The organism is Litchfieldella anticariensis FP35 = DSM 16096, assembly GCF_000409775.1.
GTDB lineage: Bacteria > Pseudomonadota > Gammaproteobacteria > Pseudomonadales > Halomonadaceae > Litchfieldella > Litchfieldella anticariensis.
Genome location: NZ_KE332392.1, coordinates 408,793 through 435,623, shown reverse-complemented (window position 1 = coordinate 435,623; position 26,831 = coordinate 408,793). Strand labels below are relative to the sequence as shown.

Sequence of the window (26,831 nt, the reverse complement as noted above, 5' to 3'; positions counted from 1 at the left end):
GCTCAGGAGTCTACCTCTAGTTTATCGACCTTCTGAAAACCACGCGGCAACTTGCTACCACGCCGTCCTCGCTCACCACGATAATAATCCAGATCACTGGGCTTGAGGGTCAACTTGCGCTTGCCGGCGTGTACTACCAGCGATGCGCCCACGGGCAATACCACCAGATCACGCACGAATTCCTCACGCCGGGCCGCTCGTGCACCGGGGATGTCGATCATCTTGTTGCCCTTGCCTTTGGCCATCTCGGGCAACTGCGTCAGATCGAAGACCAACATGCGGCCTTCATTGGAAACCGCCACCACACTGCCCCCCTCTCCGCTAGGAATGCGTTGCGGCGGCAAGACATTGCAGCCCTTGGGCAACGATAGCACTGCCTTCCCCGACTTGTTCTTGCCGATCAGATCGTCAAGCACCGCGATAAAGCCATAACCGCCATCGGATGCCAATAGATAGCGAGTATCGGGAGGGGCAAGCATCAACCCCATCATATGCATCCCCGCTGCGGTATTGACCCGCCCAGATACCGGTTCGCCCTGGCTACGGGCACTAGGTAGGTTATGCGCGGTCAGCGTGTAGGCGCGCCCACCCTCATCGAGCAACACCAATGGCTGGTTGGTCTTGCCGCGTGCCGCAAGATGGAAACGGTCTCCAGACTTGTAGGAGAGGCCGGTGGGATCGATCTCATGCCCCTTGGCACTGCGAATCCAGCCCTTCTCAGAGAGCACCACGGTAATGGGGTCAGCGCCCAGCAGTTCGACCTCGGACAACGCCCGAGCGCCCTCGCGTTCGACCAGCGGCGAACGGCGCGCATCCCCATGTTCCTTGCCAGCCTCGCGGATCTCCTGCTCGATCAGGTCGGTCAGCGCTGCGTCGTTACCCAGTAGCTCCTTGAGGCGCTTACGCTCGGCCTCGAGGTCACTTTGTTCGCCACGGATCTTCATTTCCTCGAGCTTGGCCAAGTGACGCAGCCGTAGTTCGAGGATCGCCTCGGCCTGACGATCGCTGAGACCGAAGGTATTCATCAATGCCGCCTTGGGCTCGTCCTCCTCGCGGATGATGCGGATCACCTCATCGATGTTGAGGTAGGCGATCAACAGGCCCTCAAGAATGTGTAGGCGATCCTCGACCTTGCCCAGACGGTACTCGAGGCGCCGACGCACCGTGGTACGCCGGAAACGCAGCCACTCACCAAGCATGGCCGGCAAGGGCATCACACGTGGCCGACCATCGAGACCGATCACGTTCATGTTGACGCGGATATTCTTCTCGAGGTCGGTGGTAGCGAACAGGTGAGCCATCAGTGCCTCGACATCGACCCGGTTGGAGCGAGGCTCGATCACCAGCCGCGTCGGATCCTCATGGGTCGACTCGTCACGCAGATCGGCAACCATCGGCAGTTTCTTCGACTGCATCTGGGCGGCAATCTGTTCCAGCACCTTGGCCCCACTGACCTGATAGGGCAACGCGGTGATCACCACGTTACCGTCTTCCTGGATGTAGCGGGCACGCAGCTTGACCGAACCACGCCCACTCTCGTAGACCTTGAGCAGTTCCTCAGGTGGCGTAATGATCTCGGCTGCGGTGGGAAAGTCCGGTGCTGGCAGGTACTTGACCAGCTCTGTCGTCGTCGCCTGAGGGTGACGCAACAGGTGGCAAGTGGCTTCGACCACTTCGTTGACGTTGTGCGGCGGGATGTCGGTAGCCATGCCCACCGCGATGCCGGTACCGCCATTGAGTAGTACATGCGGCAAACGCGCCGGCAACACCACGGGTTCATTCATGGTGCCGTCGAAGTTGGGCGTCCAATCCACAGTGCCCTGACCAAGCTCGGTCAGCAGTATCTCCGAAAACTTCGACAATCGCGCTTCGGTGTAGCGCATCGCCGCGAACGACTTGGGATCGTCGGGACTCCCCCAGTTGCCCTGGCCATCCACTAATGGGTAGCGGTAGCTGAAGGACTGGGCCATCAGCACCATGGCTTCATAGCAGGCACTGTCACCGTGCGGGTGGAACTTGCCGAGCACATCGCCAACGGTGCGCGCCGACTTCTTGTACTTGGCGTTGGCAGTCAGCGACAGCTCACGCATCGCATAGACGATGCGCCGCTGCACCGGTTTCATGCCGTCGCCAATATGCGGCAACGCCCGGTCGAGAATCACGTACATCGAATAGTCGAGGTACGCCTTTTCGGTGTATTCGCGCAGCGAGAGGCGTTCGACATCGCCCTCCGCCACTTGGATATCCATGGTCATAGCACGGTAGCCTTGTTCACACTTGTGGAATCGTCGAGGGCTGCGCCCCCTTCAACCTCTGTGATGAGCTGTAAGCTTTAAGCTATAAGCTGAAAGTAACCCCATGAAAGGTTTGCTTTTCTTACAGCTTACGGCTTAAAGCTCCCGGCGAAGCCGGGTCAGACTTCGATATCGGCCAAGTTACCGTAATCCTCCAACCAACTCTTGCGGTCGGCGGCACGCTTCTTGGCCAGCAACATGTCCAGCATCTCGCCGGTACCGTCACCTTCCTCGCGGGTGAGTTGCACCAGGCGCCGTGTATCGGAAGCCATGGTGGTCTCACGCAGTTGCAGCGGGCTCATCTCGCCCAAGCCCTTGAAGCGTTGTACGTTGGGGGTGCCGCGCTTGCCTTCCAGACGCTTGAGAATCGCCGCCTTCTCACTCTCGTCGAGAGCGTAAAAAACCTCCTTCCCGAGGTCGATGCGATACAGCGGTGGCATGGCAACGAATACATGGCCAGCATCGACCAGTGCCGGAAAGTGGCGCACGAACAAGGCGCACAACAAAGTGGCGATATGCAGACCATCGGAGTCGGCATCAGCGAGGATGCAGACCTTGTGATATCGCAGCTTGGAAAGATCGTCACTGCCCGGATCGATCCCGATGGCCACGGCGATGTCGTGAACTTCCTGGGAGCCGTATATGTCATGTGATTCGACTTCCCAGGTGTTGAGGATCTTGCCCCGCAGCGGCAGGATCGCTTGAGTTTCGCGATCGCGGGCCTGCTTGGCGCTACCACCCGCCGAGTCCCCCTCGACCAGAAACAGCTCACCCGCCACTGGATCCTGGCCGGAGCAGTCCGCCAACTTTCCGGGCAGTGCCGGCCCCGACGTCACCTTCTTACGCGCTACCTTTTTCGAGCTTTTCTGGCGTCGTTGGGCGGCGCTGATCACCATCTCGGCAAGCGCCTCGCCTTGGTCGACGTGGTGATTGAGCCACAGCGAAAAAGCGTCCTTCACCACGCCGGAGACGAAACCAGCCACGGTGCGCGACGATAGACGCTCCTTGGTCTGACCAGCGAACTGCGGATCGAGCATTTTCACCGACAAGACATACGAGACCCGTTCCCAGAGATCATCGGCGGTCAGCTTGACGCCACGCGGCAGCAGACTGCGGTAATCGCAGAATTCGCGCAGCGCTTCGAGCAAGCCAGAACGAAGGCCATTGACATGGGTGCCACCAAGCGGCGTGGGGATCAGGTTGACATAACTCTCCATCAGCGGCTCGCCACCTTCCGGCAGCCACTGGATAGCCCAGTCCACGCCTTGCTCCTCATCGGCGAAGTGCCCCACGAAGGGAGACGCCGGCAACACCTCGAAACCGTCGGTGGCCTGCGCCAGATAATCGCGTAGGCCATCTTCATATTGCCAGACACTTTCCGCCCCATCGGCTTCGATCAAGGCGACCTTGAGACCGGGACACAACACGGCCTTGGCCCGTAGCAGATGTTTCAGCCGTGGCATCGACAGCCTGGGGCTATCGAAGTAACTGACATCCGGCCAGAATCTGACCACTGTCCCGGTAGCACGCTTGGTGCAGGACCCGATCACTGCCAACTCCGAGACCTTGTCACCATTCTCGAAGGCCATGGCATAGCGGTTGCCGTCGCGGCAAACTTCGACTTCCAGGCGTTTCGACAAGGCATTGACCACCGAGACCCCTACCCCATGCAGACCGCCGGAGAAGTGGTAGCTGGACTGCGAGAATTTGCCACCAGCATGCAGCTTGGTCAGGATCAGCTCGATACCGGTTACCCCATGCTCGGGGTGCACGTCGATCGGCATCCCGCGGCCATCGTCCGTTACCTCGATGCCGCCATCGTCGAGCAGGCGCACGACTATCTCACTGGCGTATTCTCCCAGTGCCTCGTCGACGCTATTGTCGATGACTTCCTGGGCTAGATGGTTGGGTCGGCTGGTGTCGGTGTACATACCGGGGCGCTTGCGCACCGGTTCGAGTCCGGAAAGAACCTCAATGGAGCTGGCACTATATTGCGTCATGCGTCGTCCAGATTGATAGCGGTTATTCGTCCAGGGGCCAATCGCCACCCCCCGTGAGCCAGAATCGCTGGCAAATAGTCAGCCAAGGCACTGAAACCGTGGTCGCCACCGGGCTGCAGGATGGTACGACATCCTTGGTAGGCCGCGAAGGCATCACGGCAGTCCAGCGTCTCGTCGCGGGTCCCAAGCAACAGTAGATAGCGCTCGGGCGTCACACGCTCGGGAGTCAAGTCTGCGAGTTCGTTGCGATGCGCAGCCTTCACGGTAAATCGCTCCCCGGTGTACTCGTTCACGAACCCTTGACCCAGCCAGCTTTCGACTAGGCGTGCCGGACGCACCGCCGGGTTGATGAGCACTGCTTCCAGGTCGTGCCGCTCGGCAAGGCAAGTCGCCAGGAACCCTCCCATGGAACTGCCGACTACCAAGGGCCTGGAGCCCAACATCGCGAGCCGCTCCTCGGCCAGCCGATAGGCTGCCGATGGGCGGTGCGGCAACTGGGGGGTCTCGCAAGGCAGCGTTCCACTGTCCGACTGCTGGCAAGCCAATTGCATCAAACGCGCCTTGGGCGAGCGGCTTCCGCTGTTGAAACCATGCAGGTAAAGTACGCCACTGGCCACGGCCCGCTCAGCGGGCCGGCTGGCACTCAGCATAACGCACCCCCTGTATGAATAGCCAGCATCAAGAACCCTTGGCTTCTTCGGTACGCCACAGTGCCTCGATCAACCCTCGGGTGGAATCGTCCATGGTTTCGATCCCCTGATGCGAAGCGAGGATACGCTCTGTTTCGCCGGCAATCTGCTTGCCCAGTTCCACGCCCCACTGATCGAAGGGGTTGATATCCCAAATGGTGGCCTGAACGAATACCTTGTGTTCGTAGAGCGCGATCAAAGCGCCCAGCGTCCGAGGTGTCAAGCGATCGAGCAGCAGGGTCGTCGAGGGCTGATTGCCTCGATACCGTTTATGGCTGGGGCGTTCACCTGGCTCATCGATGGCGTCATCACCCAGCATCAACACACGCGATTGGGCGAAACAGTTAGCCAATGTCAGGCGATGCTGATTCATCAGGTGTGTCCGGGTTGCGGCGTCGGTCACATCGTCGTAACGCCTGAGAGGGGCGATGAAATCACACTCCACCGCCTGGGTTCCCTGATGCAACAACTGATAGAAAGCATGCTGGGCGTTGGGGCCGAGTTGGCCCCATAGCACGGGACAGGTGGAATACGAGGCGTCCTGACCGTCATGAGTCACCGACTTGCCATTGGATTCCATTTCCAACTGCTCGAGGTAGCTCGAGAAATACTCCAGGCGACCATCGTAGGGCAGAATCGAATGTGCCCGAATGTCCAGAAAGTTGACATTCCAGATACCAGCCAATGCCAACAGCACTGGCAGATTGTCCTCGAGCGGCGCTTCACGAAAATGGCGATCCATGTCATGGGCGCCGGCCAACAGTTCCCGGAACCCCTCCATGCCAATCACCAAGGCAATGGGTAGACCAATGGCCCCCCATAACGAATAGCGACCACCGACCCAGTCCCAGAATTCCAGCTGATTGGCTTCGGCGATGCCCCACTCTGCCATTTTCTTGGGACTTGCGGAAACACCGATGAAGTGCTGACGCATCACCAGGTCGCGATCGACCTCGACGGCGAGCTCACGCTCGGCATCGCCCAGCCGTGACAATAACCAGTCACGTGCCGTCTGCGCATTGGACAGCGTGTCGATAGTGGTGAAGGACTTCGACGACAGTACGAAAAGTGTCGTTTCAGGATTGAACCGTGACAGGTAATCGGCAAGCTGTGAGCCGTCCATGGTCGAGGCAAAGTGCACATTGATCTCGTATGCACCGGCCGGCCGGTAGTCGGCCAGTGCATGGGTGACCATTAGTGGCCCGAGGTCTGACCCACCAACACCGAGATTGACGACATCGCGAATGGGCTGGCCGGTGGTACCCCGCCACTGGCCGGCGTGAAACTTCTCGACCATCGTTGTCATGCGCGCAAGTGAGCGGTGCACCCCTGGCACCAGATCCTCGCCATCGACGACGAGGCTGGCATCCGCCGGTAAGCGTAGGGCAGTATGCAGGGCCGGCCGGTCTTCGCTGCGATTTACCCGTTCCCCCGAGAGCAGGTCTTCTATAGCCCTCGGCACTTCGGCCTCGCGTGCCAGATCCAGCAACAGCTCGAACGTCTTCGGCCTCCAGCGCTGCTTCGACAGATCCAGCGCAAGGCCCGCTGCCTGCCGTTGAAAGTGGGCAAAACGTCCCGGCTGTTCGGCGAACAGTTCGCGCAGATGAACATTGCGCATTTCCTCGGCATGGGATTGCAATGCGCGCCAGGCGGGACGCTGGTCGATAGTGGCACTCATGCTCATGGTCACTCTCTCCCTGAACAGGTACCTCGTGCAGTCAAGCGGCACGAGGCGTAAAATGACGCCATTTCGGCCCGATTCCATATCAAATGCCATGAATGACGCATCTTACCGTGACGCGATCTTTTCGACACCCTTGGACCGCGTAGCGAGTTTCTCCTTCGATGAGCAGGTCGTGGCCTGCTTTCCCGACATGATTCGCCGCTCGGTTCCCGGCTATGGCCAGATACTCGGCATGCTGGGCGTGATCGCAGCACGCCATCTGCGCCATGGCGCGCATGTCTACGATCTGGGTTGTTCACTCGGCGCAGTGGGCCTAGCCTTGGCTGGCCGCCTGTCGCCGGAGGCTTTCACGCTTACCGGCGTGGACTTGTCGCCCGCCATGGTCGAGCGTGCCCGTACCACCTTCGCCCAAGAGTGCCCCCATCATGCCATCGAGGTGGTAGAAGGCGATATCCGCCATTTCAACTATCGAGCATCAGGCATGATCGTGCTCAATTTCACGCTGCAGTTCCTGGCTCCATCAGATCGTGATGCCGTGATCGAAAAACTCTATGAAGCACTCGAACCTGGTGGCGTGCTGGTGTTGTCCGAGAAGATCGTCGCTGCCGACGAAGAAGAAAATGCCTGGCTGGTGGAACGCTATCATGACTTCAAGCGCGCCAACGGCTACAGCGAACTGGAAATCAGCCAGAAACGCACCGCGCTGGAAAACGTGCTAATCCCCGATACCCTCGAGGCCCATCATGCGCGCCTCGCCCGCGCCGGCTTTCCACGCAGCCAGACGTGGTTTCAGTATTTGAACTTTGCCTCGTTGATCGCCTTCAAGAACTAGGCTTGTCTTAAATGGCGATGGAGATACTGAGTGGCACTGACCATCAGTGTGATCGTTGTGCTGTTGGCCGTTTTGCTGGCCACCGGCTGGTGGCATAGCCACAAACCCTTGCCCCCCGGTCTGGGCATGACATCTCCCTGGCGGGAAGCTCACGACCTGCGTCTACTGATCGATGAAAGCTATCGCGACATTCAAGGTGAATGGCACTGCCGCCAGGCAATTTTCGACGAGATCTTCCGCCTGATCGCCCAGGCCCAGCGCCTGGTGGTACTCGATATCTTCCAATTCAATGTTCCCGGGGAAAATCACGACTGCTACCGCCCGCTGGCCCAGCAACTGCGCGATGCACTACTACGTCGCAAGGCCGAAGTGCCCGATCTCGAAATCATACTGATCACCGACCCCATCAATAGCGTCTATGGTGGTCGCGCAACGCCACATTTCGATGCTATGCGACAAGCCGGCATCCGGGTCGTGATCACTGATCTGACGAGGAGCCGTGATCCCAACCCGTCCTGGTCCGCCCTGTGGAGATTGGTTTTCTATTGGCTGGGCAACACGTCCCGTCACGGCTGGTTGCCCAACCCACTGGGGCCGGGCAAGGTGTCTTTGCGCAGCTATCTGGCAACGCTCAACTTCAACGCCAACCACCGCAAGACATTGGTGGTGGATCATGGCGACGACTGGATCGCCATGGTCAGTTCCTCCAATGTCGACGACGGCAGTAGCGATTACCTCGACGCCGCCATACGCTTTGCCGGCCCAGCCGCCCTCGACCTGCTTGCCTCGGAATTGGCCTTGGCAGAATGGTCGGGGTTATCCTCTCTCGGCTCCTATCCCACACCTTTGCCCACTACCAATGAGCCCTCATGCCTGCCACGGTTCAGGGTCTTGACCGAAGGTGCCATTCGCCGTGCTCTGTTGGATATCATCCGCCACGCGCGTGGCGGCGAGCGACTGGATATCGCGGTGCTGTTTCTGTCCCATCGCGACGTGATTCGGGCTCTAATGAGCGCTCAGCGGCGGGGCGTCGCGATCCGCCTGCTGCTCGATCCCAACGAGACACACTTCGGCCACAAGAGCCCCGGCATTCCCAATCGCCAGGCAGCTTATGAACTACACCAGGCAGGAGTCCCCATTCGTTGGTACGATACCCGCGGCGAACAGGCGCATAGCAAGGTACTACTGAGAAGCGGTGGTTCTCGTCCGGCCGAATTGCTACTCGGCTCAGCCAATTTCACCCGCCGCAGTCTCAACGATCTTAACTTGGAAGCCGATGTACAGCTCGATGCCGCCCAGGATCATCCCATCATTCTGGATTTCCAGGCCACCTTCGAGCGCCACTGGCATAACCATGACGGCGAGCAATTCAGCCTATCGTTCGATGTCCATGCCGACCCATCGCGTTGGCGTTACTGGCGGTATCGGTGGCTGGAAGCCACCGGCTGGTCAACATTCTAGGCAGGCTGAAAACTACTGCGCTTGGCATCTCGGCCACCGGCGATGCTCGGCATCCTCATGTACTCTCATGTACACTGCGGTCCCTGCGCTTCGGCGGTAACCGACCTGCCTGCGCTCGTTACGTTTTCAGCACATGCCTAGGTAAGAATGAAGTCTTCTCATCGCGACCTCTACCACGCCTTCGTCGATCAGGGCCTCGATACCTGGCTGTCCAGGCTGCCCGAGCAACTGGCACGGGGCCTCGACCGCAAGCGTTACGGTGACCTGCCGGCCTGGGAGAAAGCAGTTGCCAAGCTGCCGGCACTACCTACCGAGAGACAAGTGTGGCTCGATCACGATACTGTCACGGTGGAGCTACCGTTGAGCGATGCCCAGCGTCGCCAGAGCGAGAACCTGCTGCGCAAGCTCGCTCCATGGCGCAAAGGCCCCTATTCACTGGGTGGAATTCATATTGACACCGAGTGGCGTTCGGACTGGAAATGGCAGCGAGTCGCTCCGCACCTCTCTCCGCTCCCGGGCCGTCGGGTCCTCGACGTGGGTGGCGGCAGCGGCTACCACGCCTGGCGAATGGCCGGTGCCGGTGCTGCCTTCGTGCTGGTCATCGACCCCTCACCACGCTTCTACTATCAATTTCATGCGGTGCGTCACTTCGTGGGCGATGCCGATGGCGGATGCACACACTTCCTGCCGGTGGGCATCGAAGACGTGCCCGCCAAGCTCGAGGCCTTCGATACGGTATTCTCAATGGGCGTGCTCTACCATCGCCCATCGCCGCTGGAGCATATCCAACAACTCAAGGACGCCCTGCGCCCGGGTGGTGAACTGGTGCTGGAGACACTGGTAGTGGATGGCGATGAAACCACCGTACTGCTGCCTGGGGAACGCTACGCGGCGATGCCCAATGTCTATTTCCTGCCCTCGTCTAGCGCACTGAGCCAATGGTTGACACGCTGCGGCTTCGATAACGTACGGGTAGTGGATGAAGCGGTCACTAGCCTGGACGAGCAACGCGCGACACAATGGATGACCTTCCAGTCACTGGCCGACTTCCTCGACCCCGAGGACCGCAGCCGCACCCTGGAGGGATACCCCGCGCCGCGACGCGCGGTGCTGGTGGCCAACAAGCCCTGACCGTCAAGACCACCCCCTATCGCGCAACAAGCTGCCCCCCCTCCCGGTAAGTCGCCCTCTGGTGGGAGCGCAGATTCTCTGCGCGATCCGGCCGCCAGGCCGGCTTCGTTCCCAACACTTAGGCAAGACCGCCCAATCCTCGTGGGAGCACAGATCTTCTGCGCGATTGGCGCCGTAGGCGCCCCATGTCAGCGCCGCAGAATCACCAGCCATCTGCCCAGACTGAGGATGCTGGCCAGCGATGCGGCCACATAGGTGAAGGCACAGGCGGTGAGCAAGTGGCGAGCGGCCGGCATGTCGTAAGGTGGGAGATACCCCTTAAGCAGTGGCAAGGCGCGCTGATAGCTGGCATCGAACTCGACCGGCAGGGTGATCAGATGCACTAGCGCCGCGGTACCGAAACTGAGGACAGCAGCCATCACCATCAATACCGTGCCACCTGGTGTACGGGCGAGCAGGAACAGCAACGGTGCGGCCATCATCAAGCCGGCACCCAACTTCTCTGCACTCTGCGCGATCCCCACCAGGCGGGTGCGCATCAGCAGTGGCTGATAGCCATGATGATGCTGGATCGCATGTCCCACCTCATGGGCAGCCACGGTCACCGCCGTCAGCGAGCGTCCCTCGAAATTCTCTGCGGAAAGGCGCACCTTGCGCGAAGTGGGATCGTAGTGGTCACCGTGCTCGGTAACCTCCACTGTCACGCCTTCCAGACCCAAGCGCTCGACCAGATGCCTGGCCAGCTCACCGCCGGAGCCTGGATAGTCATCACGTGGGCGGGAGTATCGTTGAAGCACCCACTTGGCCCAGACATTCGGCAGGATGAACAGCAACAGCAGCACAATGACAGCGATGATAATCATGATGAGATGAACCTCGTCCCTGGCAACTCCGACTCAGAGTAGCTCCCAAGGTTCAAGACAGCAGCCCCGGGATCTCACGATCCCGGGGCTGCGGATGTGGCAATGGCAGCTAAACCTTAGGTTTCGTCTGAAAAGTCGTCGAGCGATGGCCAGACAAGGCAAAAATCAGCGAAAAAGCGGAGTCTACGTGGTTGTAAATGAGCATTTTGATCGGACTCGCGCACGAGCTGATTTTTAACGCCGTATGGGCGAGCGCAGGCAGTTTTCAGACAAACCTTAACGCTTCAGCAGGTCGCGTACATCCTTGGCTTCCCAGTGCGGGAAATGCTTGCGAATCAGGGCGTTCAGCTCGACCTCGAAGGCTTGCCAGTCGACCTGCTCACGCTTGCCGTCTGAGGCCTGGGTCGCACCGCGGATCATCCCCGCCCCCACCGTCACGTTGGTCAGGCGGTCGACGACGATGAAACTGCCGGTCCCCGGGCTTTTGCGGTAATCGTCTAGCGGGATCTCGGCGGTCAGCTCGACCTCGCAATGGGCGATGGCATTCAGCGCCAGCGAATCCGTGGGATGCCGCTCCAGGGTGTTGACATCGATCTGGTAGTCGATGGCACGGATCTCGCCGGACAGGTCGCGGGTCGCCAGCTTGAAGTCATAGAGCTTGCCGGGTTCCAGGGCCGTGTCGTGCATCCACACGATATCGGCCGTGAAGGCATTGGATAGCGGCACCTCGGCATTGGCCGCGACCAGCCAGTCGCCACGCGAGATGTCGATCTCATCGTGCAATGTCACGGTGATCGCCTGCCCCGGATAGGCGGCTTCCAGGTCACCGTCGTAGGTGACGATGCGTTCGACCGTCGAACGCTTGCCCGACGGCAAGGCCTTGACCGCCTGGCCCGGGCGCAGGATACCGGCGGCCAGCGTGCCGCAGTAGCCGCGGAAGTCCAGATTGGGCCGGTTGACGTACTGCACCGGCAAACGCAAGTCGCGAAGGTTGCTGTCGTGAGCGATCTCCACCGTTTCCAGCAGTTCGAGCAACGCCGGGCCCTCATACCAAGGGGTACGCTCGCTCGGGTTGACCACGTTATCGCCTTCCAGCGCCGACATCGGCACGAAGCGGATATCGCGGGCATTGAGGTTCTCGGCAAAGGCCCGGTAGTCGGCGACGATCTCGTCGAAACGGTCGTGCGAGAAGTCGACCAGGTCCATCTTGTTGACCGCGATCACCAGGTGCTGGATACCCAGCAGGTCGGCGATGAAGCTGTGCCGCCGGGTCTGGGTCTGTACCCCGTAGCGCGCGTCGATCAGGATCACCGCCAGGCTCGCCGTCGAGGCCCCGGTGGCCATGTTACGCGTGTACTGCTCGTGCCCCGGGGTGTCGGCGATGATGAACTTGCGCTTGTCGGTGGAGAAGAAGCGGTAGGCAACATCGATGGTGATGCCCTGCTCACGCTCCGACTGCAGCCCATCGACCAGCAAGGCCAGGTCCACGGCATCGCCGGTGGTGCCGCTGGTCTTCGAGGCCTGGGTGATGGCGGCGAGCTGATCCTCGTAGATCATCTTCGAATCGTGCAGCAACCGCCCGATCAGCGTCGACTTGCCGTCGTCGACACTGCCACAGGTGATGAAGCGCAGCAGGTCCTTGTTCTCGTGTTCCTGGAGGTAGGCTTCGATGTTTTCCGAGATAAGGGCTGATTGGTGTGACACAGGTTTTCTCCATCCTGGTGAAGAACACGAGCGCTGCGAGCTCCGAGCGGCGGGCTACGAGCAGGCCGTGCTCTCTTCATGTTTGGCGGGTATCGTTAATGGCGAGTGCTTCTCGGAGGCTACGAGTCTCAATATCCAGCTCATAGCTCATAGCTCATAGCTCGTAGCTCGTAGCTCGTAGCTCAGAAGTACCCTTCGCGCTTTTTCTTCTCCATCGACCCAGCCTGGTCATGGTCGATGGCGCGGCCGGAGCGTTCGCTGGTCCGTGTGAGCAGCATCTCCTGGATGATCTCGGGCAGCGTGGCAGCCTTGGATTCCACCGCCCCGGTCAGCGGGTAGCAGCCCAGCGTGCGGAAGCGCACCCACTTCTCCTCCGGCACCTCGCCCGGTTCCAGCGGCAGGCGCTCGTCGTCGACCATGATCTGCATGCCGTCGCGCTCGACCACCGGGCGCGGCGCGGCGTAGTACAGCGGCACGATGGGGATCGACTCGAGGTAGATGTACTGCCAGATATCCAGCTCGGTCCAGTTGGAGAGCGGGAACACGCGGATCGACTCGCCCTTGTTGACCTTGGCGTTGTAGACGTTCCACAGCTCCGGGCGCTGGTTCTTGGGGTCCCAGCGGTGATACTTGTCACGGAACGAGTAGACCCGCTCCTTGGCCCGTGAGGCTTCCTCGTCGCGCCGCGCCCCGCCGAAGGCGGCATCGAAGCCGTGCTGGTCCAGCGCCTGCTTGAGCGCCTGGGTCTTCATGATGTCGGTGTACTTGGCGCTGCCGTGGTCGAAGGGGTTGATGCCCGCCGCCACGCCTTCCTGATTGATGTGCTCGATCAGTTCCATGCCCACCTCCGCCGCCATGCGGTTGCGGAACTCGATCATCTCGCGGAACTTCCAGGTGGTGTTGACGTGCATCAACGGGAACGGCGGCGTGCCGGGATAGAAGGCCTTGCGCGCCAGGTGCAGCATCACCGAGGAATCCTTGCCGATGGAGTACAGCATGACGGGATTACGGAACTCGGCAGCGACTTCGCGGATGATATGAATCGACTCCGCTTCCAACTGCTTGAGGTGAGTCTGTCGCTCGGGAGAAAGCATCGCGGCTTGGCAACCTCTCATGATCTTGGGCATGCCGCAATGCGCGGCAGCACGGTGAACACGATATCTTGCGGGTGCACGCTCGGGCACACCTCGGCAACATCATGGAGGTTAGGGTACTGAGACGGTTATGATAACGTCAAAGAATTAAGAACTATCTTTTTAGCCTTATAAGGAATATCAAGGTCATAAGTTGACGCGCTCCACCCACGTGGTCAACGTCTTGCCCTTCAGGTCGATGACCCGATAGCCTGGACGCGAAGCTTCGTCGATCGCGAATTCGGGTGAGCCCGCCAAGAACTGGTCAGTCGTCGATGGACAGCCGTAGACGGCAACCTCCCCTTCCTGCAGCGAATGGCGGCTGGCGAAGGCCTGATGAATATGACCAAACAGGATGGCACGTACTTGGCCATAAGCGGCAAGTGTCTGCCATAACGCCTCACGATCCTGAAGCCCAATGGCATCCATCCAGACCGAGCCCACCTCCACGGGAGGGTGGTGCATGGCCAGCAATGTCGGTTTGTCATCCTCTTCCAGACGCTCGGCAAGTGTCTGCAACTGGGCTTGCCCAAGTTCGCCATGCGGCTGACCGCTGACTTGAGTATCGAGCACCAGCAAACGCCAATCGCCAAGATCGATGTCATCGAGGATCTCGCGCTGCTCGGCCATGCACTGCGGGAGGTCGTGGTTGCCCGGCAACCAGAACCATGGGCACTCCAGGGAAGAGAAAGCCTCCACCGCATGACGGTAGGAAAGCGGCGTTTCATCCTCGCTGACGTCACCAGTCACCAGCAATATGTCCGGGCGCTGGCGACGCGCATGTTCGATCACTGCCTGTAGCTGACGCAAGGGAAAGCCAACTCGCGAGCGCGCCTCGGGATCGGCATGCAGATGGCAGTCCGTTATCTGAATCAGTCGCATCACAATAAAAATCCCTTGGAGAAACGACGAAGAAATCGACGAGCAGTGTAAAGCGCAAGGCACACGGAGCACAGAACCGAGCGCAGCGACAAACATCCGAAGGATGGCCCCGGAGGGGCGAGAAACCGCAGGTTTCGAGTCAACCGGAGCCTATGGGGTATAGGTGAGGATTCCGACCGGGCTGGCGCACCAGCACCGCGCAACGCAGCGATTTGCCTGCGCAGACATTTATGCGGTGTTTCTTTAGCGGAGAGCAGGAATATCCAAGGAATGCCCATGCGCCAGGCCATACTCCAACCATTCGCCCAAGAAGCGATTCAACTGCAGCTTTTCATCAGGTTGGTGCATCCGCGCATTGGGGTAGCGGTAGCGACCATCGAAATGACGTTGCCGCTGGAAATCGGTGACCTCCGCCATGCGCACATCGTGGTACAGGTGCACGCGCATGCGCAGCGGCTCGATGATAGCGTCCAGCACACCGGACTGCGATACACGGACGATGGTGGTGTAAGGCGCACGCTCGAGCACTTCGAGCCACAGCGAGCCAAAGCGCATCTCACGCCCCTTGAGGGCCACTTCGCGCACTTCGCCGGCCTCGAGATCCCCGAGCAGCCGCGTCAGGCGCAGGTAGTTGGCACTACACTCGCCTTGCAGGCTCTTGAGGTCGGTGACGTAAGCGGTCTTGGCCACAGAGTTACCTCCTTGCTCGCAGTGAGGCCCGTTCGCGCGCCAACCAATGGAAGGCGATCAGGCACATGGCGTTGTCGAGTTTACCGGACTCCAGAAGTTCCCAAGCTTTGAGAAACCCTAGCACATGAACCCGGATATCCTCATGCTCTTCGTCCAGACCATGCACGCCGCCCAATCCACGACTGTCGACCAGACCGCAATACAGCGTGACCCGTTCATTGCAAGCGCCGGGACTCGGATAATAGGTGTGCAACTCGATGAGCTCCACTATCTCGCAGCCGGCTTCCTCATGCGCCTCGCGGTGCGCCACGGAAACGGGATCCTCACCGGCTTCGATCAGGCCGGCGACGATCTCGATTTTCCAGGGACTCTCGGGATCGTCGAGGGCTCCGGCACGGATCTGCTCTACCAGCACCACCTTGTCGCGCTCCGGATCATAGAGCAGCACTCCCACAGCATCATGGCGCAGATGGACCTCGCGTACTACCTCGTGGCTCCAGCCGCCTTCGAACAACCGATGACGCAAACGCCGGCGCTCGAGCCTGAAGAACCCCTGATACAGACATTCGTCTTCGATACGCTCGACATCCGCGGCCGAGAAAGGCACAGGCGGTAGCGACGGTTCATCCATGGTGCCTCCGGATCATGTCAAAGATGCCATTATCACGACCTGGCTAGCGGATGCCAACCTCGTCTGCCCCCTCACTGCCGGTGGAGAGCCGATCAACCAGGAACTGGATATCGTCACCATTGGCATCGAGCTGCACGATCTCACTGGGACACCCTTCATCATCGAGCCGCACCAGGCCGATACCGGCACCGTTCCACAACCGCTCGCCAGCCTTGGCGCAATCTGGCGTTCGCGGCCGTATGTGCATGGCACGTCGCTTGGTGAACCAGTTCAACGGCGAGAGGGGGGTATAAAGCCAACGATTGAGGCGATCGAACCAGTCCAGCAGCGTATCGGGAAACGCATTTTTCAGGCCACTGCTGGTGATCTGCCATAACCTGGGCCCCTCGCGACGGTGGCGAATATGAATATCGTAGACGAAGGAGTAATGCACATCGCCCGAGAGGATCACATAGTTCCCCGGCGTCCGCGAATGACGGAAGATATTGAGCATGACACTGGCGGCGCCACGGTGGGCCATCCAGTTTTCAGCGTCCACCAGTAGTGGCTTGCCAGCCAAAGTGAACAGCTTCTGCACCCCTTCGATCAGCTTGACGCCGAACATTGGTGCTGGCGACACGATGATGACCGAGGGCGCGTCCAGCAATACCTGCTGCAACTCCGACAACGCCTCCCAATCCATCAACCCTGAAGGATGGTTACGGCGACGTTCACTTCGCCAGCGACGCGTACGCGTGTCCAGTACCACCAGTCGGGGTGTGGTAGGCACCACGAACTCCCAACCCTCGAAGCGCAACAGGTGCTGAATCAGGGCATCCTGGTCACTAGCCGGCAAACGGAGATCTTCACCTGCCCTTGCCAACAAACGGACCAACGCTTCGATGGGGTCAGCCAGGCGGTCGGGATCGTTGCCCCATCCTTGACATAGCGTGTAGGCCAACAGCGCATTGCCAATGATGCGCCGCGAGAATGGATGTCCATAGGCCGTCTGTTCCCAGCCAGCGGTCAGGTTCCAATCGTCGGTGATGTCGTGATCGTCGAAAATCATCAAAGTCGGCAGGTTTGCCATTACCCTGGCCACGCCAGACAAGCTACCGATGAAGTCATCGATGATGACGCGCTCCTGCTCGTAAAGAGCTGCCTGCTCGGCTGTGAGAGAGGGACGTTCGATCTCGATCAACCGCCAAGGCACAGGCGACCACACCAACAGGTACATGGCCATCACTTCGGCAAAGGTGATCAGGTGATTGTGGGCATTGGCCGAGGTGAAGACCGGTTTTCTTACCCCACCGAAGAAACGATCACGCAGTGCCTCGCTGGACTCGACGTCGGGCAATAACCACTCGCGCCTGTAGTAACTCTCCGGCGCCTCATACAATGCCTGACTATCGTTTACCGTTGCCCCTTCCAGTATTTCGTCGAATAACCCCAGGCGCCGAATCAAGGCATGGATGGCTGCCAACATGGGGCCAGCCACATCATCGGCATAGACTTGATCGCCAGTCATCAGCAGCCAAGCGGGACGCTCGCGTGATGCGGCCCATCGCTCGCCAAGCCACGTGTCGGCTCGGGCCAAGCCATCGGCGCCGGGATGATGAGGTTTGCGGCAGGAACCATGCAGCAAGCTACTGATGCGTGAAGCGATCACGAACCCCGGCAAGGCGGCGCCATCATAGCTCAGGTGCGTTCCCCACTCGGCAATACTCACGGCCCGGCCTGCCTCGTCCACTAGCGCCAGGTCGTAGTCGATTCTCACATCCTGGGGCAAGGGAGATTCGAGACGGACATCGATGAGGTGCACATGGGCATGACGCCCCACTGTCAGGCAACGACATGAAGCGTCATCGAGCCTGCGTTCATGCGACGCAGAGCCATCCTCCGGTATCAGCGTCAAGTACAACGACAATGGGCGAGAGCCGACCAGCCACATTACGATCCGCTCAGGAGAGACCCGGCGCAGTAGGGGGCCGACCAGAACGGCGGGCAGCGTGGAATGAGAGGAGTCAACGGTTGTCATGGACGCCAAGCGTAACGCAAATGACAACGTGGCGTCTCGAATCTACTCCAGCTCGGCCAGCAGCGAACGCGCCTGCTCTCGCAGCGCTTCGTCGGAGGCCTGCCGATCCTCGCGGGCCTGCCCTTCCACCGCCCGGCGAGCATGTTCCCTGGCCTCGCCCTGACGTCCTTCGTCTTCGAGGAAGGTGGCATAGTAGTAATTCACGTCAATGCCTTCGGGTCGGATCTCCAACGCTCGTGAGAACATCTCTTGCGCGGTCTCACTATCGCCGAAGCCCAGTGGCCACCCCGGCGCCCGATCATACAATGCCCCCAAGGTCACATAGGCCGAACCGTTATTCCCCTGAGGGTCGATGTCGATGGCACGCTCCAGCACTGCACGCGCTTCCTTGGCCAGCCCTAACGCTCCAATCCCTCCCTGTGCTCGCGCCTGGGATGCCAGGATGATACCTTCCCAGACCAGCACTCGAGCGGCTTGCGGATACTCCTCGGCCAACGTTCTTGCATCCTCGGCCAATGCCGAGAAGTCATCGGCACGTTCACGTTCCGGTACCTGGGTGGTGATATGTTCCCACCGGTTCTTGAGAGCGAAAACCTCGTTTTCATAGGCCTGGACCATGCCCAAAGAAGCGAGCGACAGCCCCACTCCAAGTATGGCGATCGACAACCGGCGGCGGATCATTGGCGAGCTCCTTCGTTTTGTTATTGCATACGGGCGTGTCGTTGCAGCGATAGGGTATCGCCAATTAAATGTAACGAACGTTTGAATGATTTACTAGTCTTGAGCAGTGAGGCGGAACACTTGCCATAATTCGCCAATTGCAACGCGACGCGCATGCTATCGTGTATGCATCCCACGGTTGCGTTAAGGTAGTGATCAACGAATGACAGCGCGAACGACCCCATGAAAGGCCGCAATATGACCCGCTGGCGCGATCCTGCCAAGGATCCGCGCCAGGAACCCAAGAGCAACCTGATCACCCCCGAGGGCTACGCCCGCCTCAAGGGCATTCACGACCATTTGTCGCGAGTGAAGCGCCCCGAACTTTCGACCAAGGTAGGCGAGGCCGCGGCACTCGGCGATCGCAGCGAGAACGCCGATTACACTTATAACAAGAAAGAACTCAACCGTGTCATCGCGCGTATCCGCTATCTAGGCAAACGGCTCGACGAATTGCAGGTGGTCGACCGGCTGCCGGCGGACACCGGCCGCATTTACTTCGGTGCTTTCGTCACGCTCGAAGATGAAGAAGGTGAAGAGCTGCGTATTCGCATTGTCGGCCACGACGAAACCAATACCGACAAGCGCTGGATCAGTGTCGATGCACCACTGGCCAAGGCCCTGCTCGGCAAGGCCCTCGACGACGAGGCCACCGTCACCGCCCCCGGAGGCGAAACGACGTATATCATCACCGATATCGAATATCGTGAGCCAAGCACCTGATGAGCTACGGCCTGAGTCCCGCCCGATAGACCCTGAAGCGCCGATCATCGGCAAGGATCTCGAAACCACCAAACGCAGCGTCGAGCAGATCCGGATAAGGCAGGAAAGCGTTGGCTACCAGGATCAACTGGCCACCGGGTGTGAGATGGTGCGGGGCCTCACCAATCAACTGTGCTGCCGGCCCGTAGTCGATGCTACGCTCCTGGTGGAAAGGCGGGTTGCTGACGATGGCATCGAAGCGCCGCCCTTCCAGCGCCGAGTAGACATCACTGGCCTGCACCTCGCCTTGCAGGTCATTGGCTGCCAGCGTGCGGCGCGTGGCCTCGACAGCGAAAGCATTGACGTCCACTGCCGTAACACGGGCCCCGCGTCGAGCCAGCCAGGCAGCCAGGATGCCATCGCCGCAGCCCATATCCAGTACCGAAAACGCGCCTTCCCTCTTCGGCAATACTGCAGGCAACTGTTGCAGCAACAGTTGTGTGCCTTCATCGAGTTTACCGTGGCCAAACACGCCGGGATGACTGGCCAGTTGCAGCCCCTCGACCTCGAAGCGGCTCCAGGCCACCTCGGGATCGATGACAACCTTGCCCAAGCGGGTCTCGAACAGGGTACAGCGCCGCGCACTGTCGCGCTTGCGACACCCCAAACCCAGCGCGGCAAGCACTTTGAGCACGCGCTTGACCCCACCATTGTTCTCACCCACCACCTGCAGTGGCGTACCTTCCGGCAGGTGACGACATAACGTCAGCAGCCACCATTCGCCCAATGCATGGGTCTTGGGCCAGAACAGTACCGCTCCGGACGGCTCTCCGAAGTCATTGGCTAGCGCTTCGAACGTCGGTCGACCTCCCTCGTGCCAAACGCTGAGCACTCCATTATCGGCACTCAACACCCTGCCCTGCCCGTGCTCCAGCCAGGCGTCACGCGGCGGTGCCACCCATAGCCAGCCGCGATAATCCATCTCCTGGCGTTCCAACAACTGGCAGACAGAGGTTTCAGCACTCATGCAAGACTCTCCGGGAAGCGGTTCCAAGGGAAAAATTCGTAGGTATGGTCGAGCGCTGTCAGCTTTCGCTCGATGCTAGAGACGTCGTCAAAGTATCGGGCTTGGTCAGGGTATAAAGCAGATAGCGCCCCAGCCGCCAGTAGGGTTCGGCCATGCAATAACGGCGCTCCAGTTCGATTAGTTTTGTCAGGGTCTCAGCACTTGGATGACGTTCACGCAGGTAATCGTGAAATACTCGCACGCCTGCCACTGCCTCGATACTCAAGCCACTCTCCTTCGCCCAAGTTTCGATTTCGGCATGCGTCAGTGGCGAAATCGGCGTCAAGCGCTGGCGCTTGCCGGTGCCTGCCAGACGGTCGGCCAAAGCCTTGTCGAGGTTGCCCTTGATCACGTTGGAAAAACGCAGGGCGTCGTGATTGAAGACCATCAACGACAGTTGGCCACCGGGTGAGAGCAACTCAGCCAGCATGCCCAAGGCGGCACGCGGATCTCCCAGCCACTCGAGCACCGCATGACAGACGATCAGCGGCCACGGGCCAGGAGCTTCATAGCCAAGCTGCTGAAGCGGAAGCTGTAGAAAGCTGGCATGACGGTCAGCCAATTGTCGACGAGCTTCCTCCAGCATGTCGGTGGAAGGCTCGGCCAAGGTCACGGAATGGCCGCGTTCGGCAAACCAGAGGCTCATATGTCCCAGACCAGCCCCTACATCCAGCACCGGCTGCTCCTGTAATCGAAGCATACGCGGCAATAAGTGGTCGAGAACGGCGAGACGGATCTCACCACGCGAGGCACCGTAGAGGCTGGCGGCGAACTTGTCGGCAAGACCATCGAAATGGCGGTCGCCATATCCGGATAGCGGTGCCGGCTGGTTTGTGGTGCGAGAACTGGCGGCCATCGAGGCTCCACATGGTGGCTCATGTCACAGCCCTCATTCTACGCATCAAACGCCATGAGCTCACTGACGAATCGATAGCGGGAATGCGCGCAGTCAAGTCGCTCCCGCGTGGCGCCGATCGTCCCAATCGAGCATCAACGCTTGCTTGATTAAATATTTCTAAGAATTAATACATACAACAACAATGCCGAAACAATGACACACATCACATAAAGGAATTAGAATCTCACTAAACGACAATCAACCAGGTGCTGCACTTTGGGCCGACTTGCTGCCTTGCCGACCACGCTCGCCAGGTTGCTGGAAATTCCCAGCCTATCCATCTCCATCGCCGACGGTGAGGTCGCCGGCTGTCCACTGGTATTCGTCAATCGTGGCTTCGAGATTCTTACCGGCTACGCCCGTCACGAAGTACTCGGTCAATCATGCCGTCTACTGCAGACCCAGAATACCGACCGTGAAGCCATTGCCGCATTACGCGATGCCATCGAACAGGGTTATCCCATCACACTAACCTTGGAAAACCGCCGTAAAGACGGCACCAAGTTCTGGAATGAGGTAAGCATCTCGCCTCTGTTGCAGAGCGGGCATCGCTACCTGATCGGTATTCAGCGCGATGTCAGCGAGCGTGAGCATGCCCGCCAGCGCATGGAACTAGCCCAGGCGGTATTCCGTAACACGCATGACGGGATACTGGTCACCGATGCCGACAAGCTCATCATCGATACCAACCCAGCCTTCACCGAACTTACCGGCTACAGCCGCCATGAAGTGGTCGGCAAGAAACCCAACCTGCTGTCATCGGGCAAGCACGATACCGGTTTCTATCAAAGCATGTTCGCCGCTGTGGAGGAGCGCGGCTTCTGGAGTGGTGACATCTGGAATCGACGCAAGGACGGTAGTCAGTTGATCGAGAACACCACCATCTCGGCGATCCGTGATGAAGCCGGCCAAATCGTCAACTACATCGGCGTGTTCCGTGACATCACACAACGACGCCTCAATCAGGCCCGCCTGGAACGTATGGCCAGCTACGATCCACTGACCGGGTTATTCAATCGCGAACATTTCAATAGTTTGCTGGAACGCCAGATCGAAAGCCTACAATTTACCCAGACAGGCCTGGCCGTATTGTTTCTCGATTTGGACGACTTCAAGCCGGTCAACGATAACTTCGGCCATGCCAGTGGCGACGAACTGCTAATCGAGATCAGTCGTCGCTTGAAACGCCTGATGCGCGCCAACGACCTTACCGCCCGCTTTGGCGGTGATGAGTTCGTGATTGCCTTGAATGGCCTGGGGACTATCGAGAAGGCCGGTAAGGTCGCACAAAAGGTACTCGACGACATCATCCAGCCGTTCGAACTCGACAACGGCCAGTGGGTCAAAGTCTCGGTTTCAATCGGTATCGCCTTCACCAACGATCACAGTGTCGCTTGCGCTCACTTACTCGATGCTGCCGATACGGCCATGTACGAGGCAAAGCAGTCCGGCAAGAACCGCATTGCCTTGGCCGACCCCCTTGGCCCAGCATCGGACAGCGAAGACGTGTTCTCGATCATCAAGTCGGCTTTCGAAAGCGGCCAGATCGAGCTTTTCTACCAGCCGATCCTCTCGTTTCACCACAATGAGATCGTTGGATTCGAGGCACTTGCCCGCTGGCGGCATCCCAAGCAGGGTATCCTGGGTCCCCAACACTTCATGAACGTCATCACTCAGTCGTCGCTGAGCCTGCCCTATGGGCAATGGTTGATCGACCAGGCTGGACGCATGGCCCACCGCTTTCGCCAGGCCGGTTACCGGACACTAGTTGCCGTCAACCTGTCCCAGGATCATATCGAGACGGGTGCCTTCCTCGAAGCCCTGGCAACCACCCGTGCCCGCTACGACCTGACCGATCCCTACCTAATCGCCGAAGTGTTGGAATCGACGCACTTCCATGATTTGGACCTGGCATGCAGCCTGCTCCAGGAAGCACGAGGCCTGGGGGCCCAAGTCGCATTGGACGATTTCGGCTCGGGTATGTCTTCGATCACCTATGCTAGCCAGCTACCGCTCACTACCCTCAAGATCGACCGCATCGCTACTCGTCACGTAGACAGCCGCCCCGACCGCCAGCAATTCATTAGCGGCATCATCCGCATGGGCCATGCCATGCAACGCCAAGTGTTGGCAGAAGGCATCGAGAGCCAGGCCCAGCTCGAAGCACTCAAGGAAATGGGATGCGACCTGGGCCAGGGCTACCATATCGGGCGTCCCATGGAAGAAAGCGAGCTGATCACCCGCTATCTCGACGACTCGCATCCCACGCCAACCCGCTATCTGTTAAGCCGCCTTCACTGACCGCCAGAAAACGTTGCGGGTTTATCTTGCGCGTTCAGACGCTTATAATAACGGCCGCTTGTCGCAGCGCCCCTATAGCTCAGCTGGATAGAGCGTCCCCCTCCTAAGGGGAAGGTCTCAGGTTCGAATCCTGATGGGGGCGCCATCACTACTTCTCTATCTGCCCTCGATAGCCTCCAGTGGCCGCCAATCACTGCGGTTGGCCAGGAATTCGGGGCGCGGCTTGTTTCCACAGTACGGATCGTGAAGCGTGTTCTCGACACTGTTGTAAACGAAGAACAGATTGCTTCGCGGCCAGCAGGACATGTTGATATTCGAGCCATGCAGAGTGTTGCACTCGAACATTATCAAGGATCCAGCCGGACCCTTGGGCGCTTCGATATCTCCTTTCAGCATTAGTTCGCGCAAACTGCCTTCATCGGGAACACCGACATACTGGCTCTTCAGCGACTCCTTGTAGTTGTCCACCGGTGTGCGCCCCACGCAAGGCACGAAATAGTGGTGTGAACCGGGAACCAGCATTAACGGACCATTGAACTCGCCATTCTCGGTAAGCACGATAGAACAGCTCAGCGAACGCATGCGCGGCATGCCATCCTCGCTATGCCAAGTCTCGAAGTCGGAATGCCAGTCGAAGCCTTTGCCCTTGAAGCCAGGCTTGTAGTTGATACGTGACTGGTGGATATAGACATCGCTGCCCAGCAATTGCTGGACCATCGCCAGGACTCGTGGATCTCGGGTCAGGCGGCTGAAACGCTCGGAAACCTCATGGATACCGAAAATCGAACGTATTTCCTCCCTTCCTGGCTCGAGGATGGTCCCCTCAGACAACTTCAGATCTGCATCGTCCTCATATTCTCTCAACTCCTGAATGAAGGCGTCCATTTCCTGCTTGTCGAAAAAGCCTTCAAAAGAGATGAACCCCTTTCTGTCGAACTCATCGACCTCTTCCTTGCTCAAGGGTCCATCGTTGCGCTGACTGCCCTCACTGTACACTACCGGGTCGATACGCTCGAACATCCCCAGTTTGCGCTCCAAGCGCGTCGGAAACAGATCCTGTGTATCCGTCATAGCAAACTCCCGCATCGTTTGATGCTTGGTCCCTACCGTAGAGAGTCAACTAGCACGACGCACAGTCATGCCATCACTCGCCTAACTAGCGACATTTGCCATGACGATCTTGTTCCTCCCCTGCGCTTTGGCCTGGTAGCAGGCTGCATCAGCGCGCTTGACGATATCATCGATGGAACGGTCGTCGTCGTCGAAACCGGCGATACCGATGCTCAGCGTTACCCGATACTCCTTACCGTCATGCATGACACCAACTTCTCGCACCACCTTCTGTAAGGACTCGGCGACCCCCTGGGCATGTGCCAGGGTACAACTGGGCATCAGCACAGCGAACTCATCGCCTCCCTGGCGTGCCACATGATCATTGCGGCGCACTTCCCAGGCCATGACCTGCGCAAGGCGGCGTAGCATCTCGTCGCCCAAGGCATGACCACCTTCGTCGTTGATGGGTTTGAAATTATCCAGGTCAAGTAGAATGAGCGCCGATGGCGTCCCTGCCTTTCGCCACTCGGCCATGGCGTCTTCCAAACGACGCTCGAACCCTCGGCGATTGAGAAGCCCTGTCAAAGGATCATGTTCGCCTTCCCAACGTTGCAGGGCCTCTTGCTCGCGCCGTTCGGTGATATCCTTGACGGTTCCCACATACCCCAGAGGTGCGCCACGGTCGAGAACCTGCCTGATTTGGACCTCGAGCCACAAGGTATCGCCGCCAGCGGTGAAATAACGGAACTGGCGCTGGAAATCGCGACCGGTGTTCAGCATGTCGAACCACAGATCGCGAATGTCATTCATATCATCCTGATGCAGATGCTCAAGGATGAAGCCGTTACGATACGCCTCCAGCGAATATCCCGTGAGTTGCTCCAATGCCGGGTTCAGGTACTCGATCTCGCCGCGCAGATTGCACACGAACATCCCCACCGGCGAAGAGGCAAGTACAGCATCGAGAAAGGCTTGACGATCCTGTAGCAGCGATGCCGCTTTCTCCCGCTTGACCTCCAGGTCATTGAAGGCGCCGGCTACCTTCTGCAGTTCGCGCATCCGTGTATAGAGATGTACCCTGGAAGCCTCGCCCCGCCCAATACGTCCAATCTGGCGCTCGAGGCGGTGCAGCGGGCGCATCAATGCCTTCAACAGCGACCACAACAACGGCAACATCAATGCCACCGTGAGCAACCCGACCCACCATAGCTCACGCACGAAGATATCGATCGGCCCTTGTATTTGGCGGGTGGGAAGGAATACCCCGACTATCCAACCAGCCGTCCACACCTGCTGGTAGGCCTGTAATGCCGGCTCACCCGAAAGCAACAAACCTTCGGTCGCCCCCTGCCAGCCAGACAGTGCAAGATCGAGCGCCGGGTTCTGCTGGGCACCAGGCACCGGTTGCATCAGCATGGTTTCCTTCGGGTGAGCGATGATACGCCCCGAGGCGGTCATCAATGCGGCAAAGCCACTATCGCCAATTCGAATGCGTCGCAAATTTGCAAAGAAACCGCTATTTCTGACACTGATCACTCCACCAACCATACCGATGAAAGCACCGTCATCATCGAGTATCGGCACTCCAATCATTACCAGTGGTACATCACTGGCTTCACCGATGAAGGGCTCGCTGACATAGGGGCGGCGCACATGCTTCAGGAAGCGAAAGTATTCGCGATCGCTCACGTCTAGCCCGCGTCGCCCCTGCAAACGAGGCCAATCTGCCAGCACCTCACCCTCGGCGGAGACGACCACAAGCAAGTCGAAGGCTTCCAACAGGCTTTCATTTTCACGTAATTGGGTAATGACTTGCCCGGCATCGGGGTCTACCCGAGCAGCTAGACGTGTCAGGGCACCGATGCGCTCATTGATGGCTCGCTCGATATCTTGTGCGATCAAAGTCGCTTCATATTCAAGGTGGGCGATATTGGCTTGTCTGACCAGATTACTGCCTGCTTGGGAAGCATAGATCAGCACGGCTGCAATCAGTACGAGCCAACCCAACCCAATACCCAGCAACAATCGTGAGTGCAGAGAACGAAGCCATCCCATACTGCGTAGAACCATAGCGATAAGG

21 protein-coding genes and 1 tRNA gene are annotated in these 26,831 nt (G+C 59.1%); 6 read left to right on the top strand and 16 right to left on the bottom strand.

Translation table 11 applies throughout. The features are described 5' to 3' along the window. Positions 1–2 precede the first annotated feature (2 nt). From parC to pgi, 4 genes are all read right to left on the bottom strand, one after another. Complete coding sequence (gene parC / locus L861_RS17555; RefSeq protein WP_016417987.1) at positions 3–2,255, bottom strand: DNA topoisomerase IV subunit A; 2,253 nt, start codon at positions 2,253–2,255, stop codon at positions 3–5. Between the two features lie 158 nt (positions 2,256–2,413). Further along, entirely contained in the window at positions 2,414–4,294 is a 1,881-nt protein-coding gene (gene parE, locus L861_RS17550) for a DNA topoisomerase IV subunit B (RefSeq protein ID WP_016417986.1), read from the bottom strand. Further along, the gene (locus L861_RS17545) at positions 4,291–4,944 is read right to left on the bottom strand and encodes a YqiA/YcfP family alpha/beta fold hydrolase (RefSeq protein ID WP_016417985.1); all 654 of its coding nucleotides are present in this window, start codon (positions 4,942–4,944) and stop codon (positions 4,291–4,293) included. Before L861_RS17545 ends, parE begins: the two co-directional genes overlap by 4 nt. Positions 4,945–4,972: 28 nt before the next feature. Then, entirely contained in the window at positions 4,973–6,667 is a 1,695-nt protein-coding gene (gene pgi, locus L861_RS17540) for a glucose-6-phosphate isomerase (RefSeq protein ID WP_016417984.1), read from the bottom strand. Between the two features lie 91 nt (positions 6,668–6,758). On the opposite strand from pgi, the gene cmoA reads away from it, so the two are divergent. The 3 genes from cmoA to cmoB all read left to right on the top strand — a co-directional run bounded on the left by cmoA (position 6,759) and on the right by cmoB (position 10,091). Next, positions 6,759–7,499, top strand: a complete 741-nt coding sequence (gene cmoA / locus L861_RS17535; protein ID WP_027947873.1) for a carboxy-S-adenosyl-L-methionine synthase CmoA — start codon at positions 6,759–6,761, stop codon at positions 7,497–7,499. A 30-nt stretch (positions 7,500–7,529) separates the two neighbouring features. Then, positions 7,530–8,960, top strand: a complete 1,431-nt coding sequence (locus tag L861_RS17530; RefSeq protein ID WP_016417982.1) for a phospholipase D-like domain-containing protein — start codon at positions 7,530–7,532, stop codon at positions 8,958–8,960. Between the two features lie 147 nt (positions 8,961–9,107). Then, the gene (gene cmoB, locus L861_RS17525; protein WP_016417981.1) at positions 9,108–10,091 is read left to right on the top strand and encodes a tRNA 5-methoxyuridine(34)/uridine 5-oxyacetic acid(34) synthase CmoB; all 984 of its coding nucleotides are present in this window, start codon (positions 9,108–9,110) and stop codon (positions 10,089–10,091) included. A gap of 188 nt (positions 10,092–10,279) precedes the next feature. Here cmoB and L861_RS17520 read toward each other — a convergent pair whose 3' ends face one another. From L861_RS17520 to L861_RS17485, 8 genes are all read right to left on the bottom strand, one after another. Beyond that, on the bottom strand, positions 10,280–10,954 hold the full coding sequence (locus L861_RS17520) for a zinc metallopeptidase (protein ID WP_016417980.1): 675 nt from the start codon (positions 10,952–10,954) through the stop codon (positions 10,280–10,282). Positions 10,955–11,230: 276 nt separating this feature from the next. Continuing rightward, positions 11,231–12,658, bottom strand: coding sequence for a sulfate adenylyltransferase subunit CysN (cysN, locus tag L861_RS17515; protein WP_016417979.1), 1,428 nt, complete (start codon positions 12,656–12,658; stop codon positions 11,231–11,233). Between the two features lie 182 nt (positions 12,659–12,840). Then, positions 12,841–13,752 carry a sulfate adenylyltransferase subunit CysD gene (cysD, locus tag L861_RS17510; protein ID WP_016417978.1) on the bottom strand — a complete coding sequence of 304 codons (912 nt, stop codon included), beginning with the start codon at positions 13,750–13,752 and terminating at the stop codon, positions 12,841–12,843. A 186-nt stretch (positions 13,753–13,938) separates the two neighbouring features. Then, positions 13,939–14,673 (bottom strand): phosphodiesterase, encoded by a 735-nt coding sequence (locus tag L861_RS17505; RefSeq protein WP_016417977.1) that lies wholly within the window; start codon positions 14,671–14,673, stop codon positions 13,939–13,941. A 243-nt stretch (positions 14,674–14,916) separates the two neighbouring features. Then, positions 14,917–15,363, bottom strand: coding sequence for a DUF1249 domain-containing protein (locus L861_RS17500; protein ID WP_016417976.1), 447 nt, complete (start codon positions 15,361–15,363; stop codon positions 14,917–14,919). A 4-nt stretch (positions 15,364–15,367) separates the two neighbouring features. Continuing rightward, positions 15,368–15,994 carry an NUDIX domain-containing protein gene (locus tag L861_RS17495; RefSeq protein ID WP_016417975.1) on the bottom strand — a complete coding sequence of 209 codons (627 nt, stop codon included), beginning with the start codon at positions 15,992–15,994 and terminating at the stop codon, positions 15,368–15,370. A gap of 43 nt (positions 15,995–16,037) precedes the next feature. Continuing rightward, positions 16,038–18,011, bottom strand: coding sequence for a metallophosphoesterase family protein (locus tag L861_RS17490; protein WP_021029221.1), 1,974 nt, complete (start codon positions 18,009–18,011; stop codon positions 16,038–16,040). A 42-nt stretch (positions 18,012–18,053) separates the two neighbouring features. Next, positions 18,054–18,692 (bottom strand): tetratricopeptide repeat protein, encoded by a 639-nt coding sequence (locus tag L861_RS17485; protein WP_016417973.1) that lies wholly within the window; start codon positions 18,690–18,692, stop codon positions 18,054–18,056. Between the two features lie 222 nt (positions 18,693–18,914). Between L861_RS17485 and greB the strand changes: the two genes are divergently transcribed. Then, positions 18,915–19,454 carry a transcription elongation factor GreB gene (gene greB / locus L861_RS17480; RefSeq protein ID WP_021029220.1) on the top strand — a complete coding sequence of 180 codons (540 nt, stop codon included), beginning with the start codon at positions 18,915–18,917 and terminating at the stop codon, positions 19,452–19,454. A 4-nt stretch (positions 19,455–19,458) separates the two neighbouring features. Here greB and L861_RS17475 read toward each other — a convergent pair whose 3' ends face one another. Together L861_RS17475 and L861_RS17470 are read right to left on the bottom strand one after the other, a co-directional pair. After that, positions 19,459–20,460: a methyltransferase gene (locus L861_RS17475; protein WP_016417971.1), complete on the bottom strand. Its 1,002-nt coding sequence runs from the start codon at positions 20,458–20,460 to the stop codon at positions 19,459–19,461. Positions 20,461–20,518: 58 nt separating this feature from the next. Continuing rightward, entirely contained in the window at positions 20,519–21,355 is an 837-nt protein-coding gene (locus L861_RS17470; protein ID WP_016417970.1) for a methyltransferase domain-containing protein, read from the bottom strand. 258 nt (positions 21,356–21,613) lie between these two features. Here L861_RS17470 and L861_RS17465 point away from each other — a divergent pair, with 258 nt between their 5' ends. Together L861_RS17465 and L861_RS17460 are read left to right on the top strand one after the other, a co-directional pair. Next, a complete protein-coding gene (locus tag L861_RS17465; protein WP_016417969.1) occupies positions 21,614–23,698 on the top strand; it encodes a putative bifunctional diguanylate cyclase/phosphodiesterase in 2,085 nt (694 codons plus the stop codon). Between the two features lie 68 nt (positions 23,699–23,766). Beyond that, positions 23,767–23,843: transfer RNA gene (locus tag L861_RS17460), tRNA-Arg, on the top strand. An 11-nt stretch (positions 23,844–23,854) separates the two neighbouring features. Here the strand turns inward: L861_RS17460 and thpD are convergent. Together thpD and L861_RS17450 are read right to left on the bottom strand one after the other, a co-directional pair. After that, positions 23,855–24,769 carry an ectoine hydroxylase gene (thpD, locus tag L861_RS17455; RefSeq protein ID WP_016417968.1) on the bottom strand — a complete coding sequence of 305 codons (915 nt, stop codon included), beginning with the start codon at positions 24,767–24,769 and terminating at the stop codon, positions 23,855–23,857. 81 nt (positions 24,770–24,850) lie between these two features. Then, entirely contained in the window at positions 24,851–26,806 is a 1,956-nt protein-coding gene (locus tag L861_RS17450; protein WP_016417967.1) for a sensor domain-containing diguanylate cyclase, read from the bottom strand. Positions 26,807–26,831 lie beyond the last annotated feature (25 nt).